This window comes from Streptomyces cahuitamycinicus (assembly GCF_002891435.1).
Taxonomy (GTDB): domain Bacteria; phylum Actinomycetota; class Actinomycetes; order Streptomycetales; family Streptomycetaceae; genus Streptomyces; species Streptomyces cahuitamycinicus.
In genome coordinates this window covers 1-7,445 of the sequence record NZ_POUC01000395.1, presented here as the reverse complement: position 1 = coordinate 7,445, position 7,445 = coordinate 1, and the positions used below count along the sequence as shown (strand labels likewise).

At 72.9% G+C, this 7,445-nt stretch carries 6 protein-coding genes; 2 read left to right on the top strand and 4 right to left on the bottom strand.

From position 1 onward, the window contains the following. Position 1: 1 nt before the first annotated feature. Both C1J00_RS34430 and C1J00_RS34425 read left to right on the top strand, forming a co-directional pair. Positions 2–730: a DUF1206 domain-containing protein gene (locus C1J00_RS34430; RefSeq protein ID WP_245936612.1), complete on the top strand. Its 729-nt coding sequence runs from the start codon at positions 2–4 to the stop codon at positions 728–730. 28 nt (positions 731–758) lie between these two features. Further along, the gene (locus C1J00_RS34425) at positions 759–1,193 is read left to right on the top strand and encodes a hypothetical protein (RefSeq protein WP_102912886.1); all 435 of its coding nucleotides are present in this window, start codon (positions 759–761) and stop codon (positions 1,191–1,193) included. Between the two features lie 43 nt (positions 1,194–1,236). Here C1J00_RS34425 and C1J00_RS34420 read toward each other — a convergent pair whose 3' ends face one another. From C1J00_RS34420 to C1J00_RS34405, 4 genes are all read right to left on the bottom strand, one after another. Further along, entirely contained in the window at positions 1,237–3,480 is a 2,244-nt protein-coding gene (locus tag C1J00_RS34420; RefSeq protein WP_102912885.1) for an FUSC family protein, read from the bottom strand. Between the two features lie 84 nt (positions 3,481–3,564). Then, positions 3,565–4,935 carry an NAD(P)/FAD-dependent oxidoreductase gene (locus C1J00_RS34415; protein ID WP_102912884.1) on the bottom strand — a complete coding sequence of 457 codons (1,371 nt, stop codon included), beginning with the start codon at positions 4,933–4,935 and terminating at the stop codon, positions 3,565–3,567. Positions 4,936–5,151: 216 nt separating this feature from the next. Continuing rightward, a complete protein-coding gene (locus tag C1J00_RS34410) occupies positions 5,152–6,879 on the bottom strand; it encodes a PP2C family protein-serine/threonine phosphatase (RefSeq protein ID WP_102912883.1) in 1,728 nt (575 codons plus the stop codon). Further along, positions 6,876–7,445 (bottom strand): SpoIIE family protein phosphatase (locus tag C1J00_RS34405; RefSeq protein WP_180989797.1); only part of this gene is annotated, 570 nt, incomplete at its 5' end. The genes C1J00_RS34405 and C1J00_RS34410, both read right to left, overlap by 4 nt.

Sequence of the window (7,445 nt, the reverse complement as noted above, 5' to 3'; positions counted from 1 at the left end):
GATCTATCTGCTCGTCGGAGCGCTGGCCCTGCAGATCGCCTTCGGCGACACCGGTCGGCAGGCCGACCGCGGGGGAGCGCTGCAGGAACTGGCGCAGAAGCCGTACGGCGCGGTGCTGCTGTGGACACTGGGCATCGGGCTCGTCGGCATGGCCCTGTGGCGGCTGTCCGAGGCGCTCTTCGGCTCGATCGGCAAGGACGGCCGCAGCGCCCGCAAGCGGCTGATGGCGGCGGTCCGCTTCGCCTTCTACGTCTTCGTCGCCTACTCGGTGCTGTCGTTCGCGGCCAGCCGCCACCAGAGCGGTGGATCCAGCGACCAGCAGTCCCGGGACGCGACGGCCAGGGCCCTGGAGATTCCCGCCGGCCAGTGGCTGGTCGGTGCCGCAGGCCTCGCGGTCATCGGCGCCGGTGGGTGGATCGCCGTACGCGCGGTGCTGCGCAAGTACCACGACAAGCTCCGGCTGGGCCAGATGAGTCACCGGACGCGGCGGCTGGTGGACGTCACCGGCGTGGCCGGCGGCGCCGCCCGGGGGCTGGTGTTCGCCGTGGCCGGTGTCTTCGCCGTCCGCGCCGCCATCGACTACGAACCGGACCGGGCCAAAGGTCTTGACGACACCCTGCGCTCGTTCGCCGGCACCCCGCTCGGCCCCTGGCTGCTGGTCTGCGTCGCGGCCGGGCTGGTGCTCTTCGGAGTGTTCTCTTTCGCCATGGCACGGTGGCGGCGCGTCTGAGCCGCGTTCTGCGGGGAACACGAAGCCAATGAGCGATTCCGAGATTCCGCATGGCGACGGCCGGCCCGTGGACGTGTACCTGGACCTCCTGCGCATCCGGATGGACACGGAGGACTACCGCCTCCTGATGCGCGCGGTGGAACCGGTCCTCGAGGCGATCGAAGAGGAACGCCTGTCCAGCCTCGACTTCGCGCTCGACTCCGGGAACAACGACGAGCTCCCCCAGGAGGTCCGTGACGAGGTGGCCCTCGTCATCGCCACCGCCGTCACCGGCCGCCTGGACAACGAAGTGGTCGAACTCCACGTCGACGACACCGGCCCGGTCAGGATCGTCACGGACGCCACCACCGCGTCCGACCCGACCCGCCTCGGCGAGATAGCCGACTACATCAGGGATCGGCACAAACAGACCGAGGAGCTGCGGGGCATCGCCGAGGTGAGCGGGCTGCCCACGGACTTCTGACCGGCAGCGGCTCTCCCTCCTGGGGCTCTCACCCTTGGGGCTCTCACCCCTTGGGTGCCGCCACCGGCACGTCCAGCGGCCGGGCGAGGCCCACCACGGCCTCGTCCAGCCGCTCCAGATGCCGCAGCACGCGATCGGTGATGCGGCCGTAGCGCGGCGTGCCGGCGTCGGATCCCAGCAGGGAGGCGATGCTCGGCCCGGTCTCGACCTGCGCGCCCGCGTGCTCGTCGGCGACCCTGGCCGCGATGGTCTCGATGTTGCGCACCGTGCGCCCGGCGGCCCCGCGCAGCCGCGGGTCGGCCGCGATCGAGGGGTGCGTGGGCAGCAGCTCGGCGGTCGCCGCCAGCGTCCGCGCGTGGTACGCGCACGTCTCCAGCAGCGCCACCACGTACCGGGCCGTGTGGCGCCGGGTCCGCAGCGGGGTGACCGGATGGATCAGCGGCTGGGTCGCGGCCCGCAGATCGGCCAGCGCCTGGTCGAGGTCGCGCGCCTTGTCCAGCAGTTCGTCCGCCGGCCCGCCGCTGAGCTGGCCGACCGCGGCCTCGGTGACCTCGGCCAGCCGCTCCAGCACGGTGCCGAGCAGTTCGTTCGTACGGCGATCCGTCCGCACCGGCAGGACCAGCGCCGCCGCGATCACCCCGCAGACCGCGCCCAGCGCCGTCTCCTCGATCCGCAGCACGAGCACGTCGAGGCTGTAGGTGTGCAGCAGCGTGTACAGCAGCCCCAGCATCGCGGTGACGAAGAACGACATCAGCGTGTACGACAACGGCGCCGTGTAGAACATCGCGAAGATCAGCACCAGGACCAGGGCGAACGCCGTCCAGGTGTGCCGGCCGACCAGTCCCGCCAGGACGATGCCGGCCACCACGCCGAACACCGTGCCCAGCAGCCGCCGGTACCCCTTGACCAGGATCTCGCCCGTCGACTCGGTGTTGAGGAAAACGATCCAGCACGTCAGCACCGCCCAGTACCAGCGTTGCGTGGACAGCAGCTCGCCTCCCACGATCGCGAGTGAGGACCCGACGGCGACCTGCACGGCCGCGCGCGTGGTGGGCCGCCGCAGCCCCGTCTGCTCCTCCTGCGCCGCTTCCTCGCCGCCGCCCTCGATCGCGGCGTCCTCGGCGTCCAGCTCCTCGCGGGAGCGGGCCGTCGCGGGGGTGTCGTCCGACTCGTCCGGCGGGCCGTCCAGGGCGATCCGCAGACCGAGCACCGCGCGGGCCGACTCGCCGATGCCGCGGAAGACGTCCTGGACGGCGGCCGACGCGGGCGGCAGGTTCTCCTCGTCCCGGTAGCCCAGGAGCCGGTTGCGCACATGGGCCAGCCCGGTGCCCGTGTCGCCGCTGCCCGCCCGCAGCACCAGGGCGTGCAGCGCCTGCAGATCGCGGCGGAGCGTGACGACCGCCTCCTCCGGCACGGCCGGCCCGGCCACCGACGGGGCGGGCGCGCCCGGCAGGTGCAGGGTGAGCGTGTCGGCCCGTTCGGCGGTGCGGGCGGTCAGCAGCAACAACCCGAGCCGCTCGGCGGCGATCTCGGCGTCCGCGATCCTGCGCTGCACCAGCCGCGCCGCCGACTCGTCCGGGGTGCCCTCCTCCAGCCGTCCCTGGATCATCATGGCCGTTTCGTGCAGCCGCGCGGTGCCCACGCGCACGGCCTCCAGCGCCTTGTCCATCTCGTCCGCGGGGGCGTCGAGGAGTTCGACCTGCGCGGCCACGAGCTGGGCCAGCCGCGCGCGGAATGCCAGGCGCAGCCGCAGCAGCACACCGGTGGGCGTGGCGGGCACGACCGCGAACCGCATCAGGGCACTGGAGCAGAACGCCACGGCCATGGCACCGCACAGCGCGGGCAGCGTGGAGGCAGTGGCGCCGACGAACAGGGACAGGAAGTAGACCTGGAAGCCGATCAGCCCGAGCGCGGTGCCCCGGTCGCCGAACCGGCGGCCGTAGACCGCGCAGAAGATCAGGACGACGAAGAAGACGTCACCGACGAAGAGAAGCGCGTTGAGCACCGCGCCCAGGGACACCGAGGCCAGGGCCACCGGCAGGCCCAGCGCCAGCGTCACGGCCTGTGCGGACGGCTGCTTCTCCCGGATGGCGAAGGTGGCGACCATCGCCGCCATGGCCCCCGCCACCAGGAGGTGCACATCGGCACCCAGCAGGGAGAGCACGGCCAGGGTGAGAGCGATCGCGCCGACCGTCCGCAACCCGGCCGTCAGGCGCAGCAGTCCGGGGTCGGACGCGGCGGTCCGGTCCCGCACTCGTGCCCGCACCGCGCGTCCCGCTGCCCTCACGCCGCCGCACTCTCTCCCGACTCACACCAAGATCCGTATCTCAGCATGGCATGCCACGGGCGGACGCTCCCGTCCGGCCCGGTCCTACTCCGGCCGTCCGGCCCCCTCGACCTGCGCCCGCACCTGCTCCGGCGTCAGATAGGCGTCCGTGTACTCGAAGTCCTTCAGCCGTGCGGCCTTGCGGGCCTGGAACCCCGTCCGTACGAAGTCGTCACCGGCGACCGCGTTGAGCAGCCAGTTCGTCATCACCCGCGTCTTGGCCACGTTGGTGCGCAGCGCCGACCAGTGGTAGCCGCGGGCCACGGCCTGGGCGGGCAGCCCCCGCAGCTCGATGCCCAGCGGCTTGGAGACCGCGTCGGTGCCGCCGAGGTCGACGACGAGCCCGAGGTCCTTGTGGACGTACGGCTTCATCACCTGGCCCCGCAGTGACGCGATGACGTTGTCGGCGACGTGCTTGCCCTGCCGCAGGGCGTGCTGCGCGGTGGGCGGGCACATGGCCCCCTCTCCCTTGGCCAGGTCGGGCACGGCGGCCGAGTCGCCGAGCGCGAACACCCCGTCGTCGCCCGGCAGGTTCATCTCGGGGGCGACCGCGAGCCGTCCCTTGACCGTCTCCGCGCCGAGCGTGGCGATGAGCGGGCTGGCGACGACCCCGGCGGTCCAGATGAGCGTGCGGGTCGGGATCGCCCGCCCGTCGGTGAAGGTGACCTCCTCGGGGCCCGCCTTGGCGATGGAGGTGCCCAGGGAGATCTCGATGCCCCGCCGGCGCAGGATCTCCTGCGCGCTGCTGCCGAGCTTGTCCCCCAGCTCCGGCATCAGCTTCGGCGCGATGTCGATCAGATGCCACTTGATCAGGCCCGGGTCCAGGCGCGGGTAGCGTTTGACCGCCGCGTGCGTCAGCCGCTGCAGGCACGCCGCGGTCTCGGTGCCGGCGTAACCGCCGCCGACCACCACGAACTGCAGCCGCGAGGCCCGCTCCACGGGGTCCTGGCTCGCGTCGGCCAGGTCCAGCTGCGAGATGACGTGGTCACGGATGTACGCCGCCTCGGCGAGCGTCTTCATCCCGAACGCGTGGTCCGTCAGCCCGGGGATGTCGAAGGTCCGGGTGATGCTGCCGGGCGCCAGCACGATGTAGTCGTACGGCTCGTTGACGATCTCGTCGGTGATGGTGCGGATGACGCAGACCTTGGACTTAAGGTCCACGCCGATGGCGCCGCCCGGAATGATCCTTGTGCGGTACTTCTTGCTGCGGCGCAGCGAGACGGCGATCGACTGCGGCGTCAGCACACCGGAGGCGACCTGGGGGAGCAGCGGCAGGTAGAGCTGGTACGCGAACGGCGTCACCAGCGTGACGTCGGCCTCGTCCGGGGAGAGTTTCCGTTCCAGACGGCGGACGCACTCCACGCCGGCGAAGCCTGCGCCAACCACCAGGATCCTGGGTCGTGTCACGGTGTTCATCCCTTTCTGCGGCTCCAGGCGGTCTGCCTCGAACGCCTTCCGACTGCCCCTGGATCGCTGGTTCGCACCCCTTCGATCCCACCGTGTGTCCCCCGGGTGCGCCAGTCGGACGCGGCAGGCAGACGAACGCGTCGATCACCACCATGCCCGCACCGTGGCCGAAAAGCACCAGGCAGGAGTGAAGAACGCGTGCACACCCGGCCGGCCGGTCGGCCCTCAGGAGCCGACGCCACCCTGGACGTGACACAGCAGCAGACACACGTCGTCGTCCCGCTCGGAATCGCTCAGCAGCGGAGGCAGAAGCCGGTCCGCCGAGCCCTCCAGGTCCGTGTCCAGCTCCGCCGAGCGGAACCTCCCGAGCGCCGCGGCCAGCCGTTCGATACCCGGGTCTATGCCCTGCGCACGCCGCTCCACCAGGCCGTCCGTGTACAGGGCGAGCGTGGAGCCTGGTTCCAGTTGTTCCGTGTGGTCGGCGATCTCCTGGGTGAGCGGGATGCCGAGCATCGCGCCGGGCTTGGCGTCGAGGGTGCGCACGGTGCCGTCGGGCCGGCGCAGCACCGGCGGCGGATGCCCCGCGGCGGCCCAGGTCAGCGTGGGCTCGTCCGGGTGGAACCGGGCGATGACGGCGGTGGCGTACAGGTCCGGCTGGAGATGGTGCAGGAACCGGTGCAGCCGGGTCAGCAGGCGGCCGGGGCTGTCGCCGTCGACTGCGTACGCCCGCAGCGCGGTGCGCAGCTGGCTCATCATGACCGCCGCGTGCAGACCGTGCCCGGTCACGTCGCCGATGACGGTGATGAGACCGCCGTCCCGCTGGGGGAACGCGTCGTACCAGTCGCCGCCGATGTTCAGCCCGTGCGTGGCCGGAAGGTACCGCGCGGCGAGGCTGAGGCCCGGCGTGGCGGGCAGATCCGTCAGCAGGGCGCGCTGCAGCGTTTCGGCGATGTCACGGTTGTGCTCGAAGCGCCGGGCGTTGTCGATGGCGATGCTGGCCCGCCGGGTGAGCTCGATCAGCATCACCGCGTCGTCCGGGTCCCAGCGCGCGCCGGGCGGCGACAGGGTCAGGACCCCCAGCGGCGCCCGCCGCGTCGGCAGCGGCACACACAGCAGCGGCCGCCCCGGATCCAGCGCCGACGGCGGCTGGTCCTCGACGCCGGGCAGATTGCCGGGGTGGTCGGCGGCGTACTGGGGCCGCCCGGTGCGGGCCGCGACAACGGCGGCGGCCGGATGCGGCGCCGACCGGTGCTTGTCCTCCTCGTGGTCGAAGAGCCAGACGTCGACGCTGCTCGCGTACTCCGGCACCAGCAGGTCCGGCAGCCGGCGCACGATCTCCTCGTGGTTCAGCGACGCCGTCAGCACGGCGCTCGCGTCCGCGAGGAACGTCAGCCTGCGCCGTGCGCTCTCCGCCTCGTTGCGGGCCCTGCGCTCGGCGGCGAAGGCCTCGCGTTGGGCTCGCCCGGCCGCGTCGAGCTCGGCGTGCAGGGCCAGCACGCCCTGGTTGGTCTGGTGCAGCTCATCGCGGTGGAAGGAGACCAGGTCCTCCTGCTCGGTGAGCTTGTCCAGCACGACGGCCGTGTCCTCGTCGGCGCCGAGCAGCGCCTCCGACAGTGCGGCGGGGTCGTCGGCGACGGTGCCGTCCTCGGCGGCCTCGGCCGTCTCGGGACAGGGGACGGTGACCTCCCAGAGCGGCTCCCCGGCGGCGCAGGCCTCAGGCGACGGGGTCACCACGACGTGCAGCAGCCCCTCCTCGGCGGGGGAGCCCGCAAGGTCCATGGTGAGCCGCCACGTGCCCCCCTTGGTGAGGCACTGCCGCAGGTGGGCGCTGAGGGCGGCGGCCAGCCGGGTCCGTTCGACGGTGGGCACGCCGTACGCGGCGGACAGGCGCGCGAGCGAGATGCGGGCGCGGGCCGCGTCGATGACGGTGGTGATCTGCCAGGTGCGCATCATGGGTGTTCCGGCGGGGTCGAGGTGAGCACGGCCACGGCGGTGTCGTCCCGCACCGGCCGGGCGGGACTGCTGGCGTCACGTATCGTCACGGCGGCCGTCACGGCCGGGTCGGCCGGCGCCGGCCCGGGACCGGACGGCGGCGTCCAGCGGCTGGGCAGACCGTCGGTGTGCAGGATCAGCAGGGGATCGCCCGTCCAGTCGGCCTCCTCCTCACGGAGGGTGGCGGGCCGGTGGACCCCGACGATGCCGGGCCGCGACAGCAGGGCGCGCCAGGCGCCGCCGGTGCGCAGCCGCGCACCCACGTTGCCGATGCCGGCGAACCGCAGCCGCCCGGCCGGCAGGTCGAGCTGGGCCAGGGCGACGGCCGCGCCCCGGGTGCCCCTCAGCGCGTCGTGCAGCCGCCGCAGCGACTCGGCGGGGGAGAGGTGGGCCCAGCGGTGCAGCGCCGCGACCGCGGCGGACGAGGCCCGCGCGGCCTCCGGCCCGTGCCCCAGGCCGTCCGCCAGCAGCAACGTCACCCGGTCCCCGGCCCGGACCCACCCCCAGGCGTCCCCCGAGTACTCGGC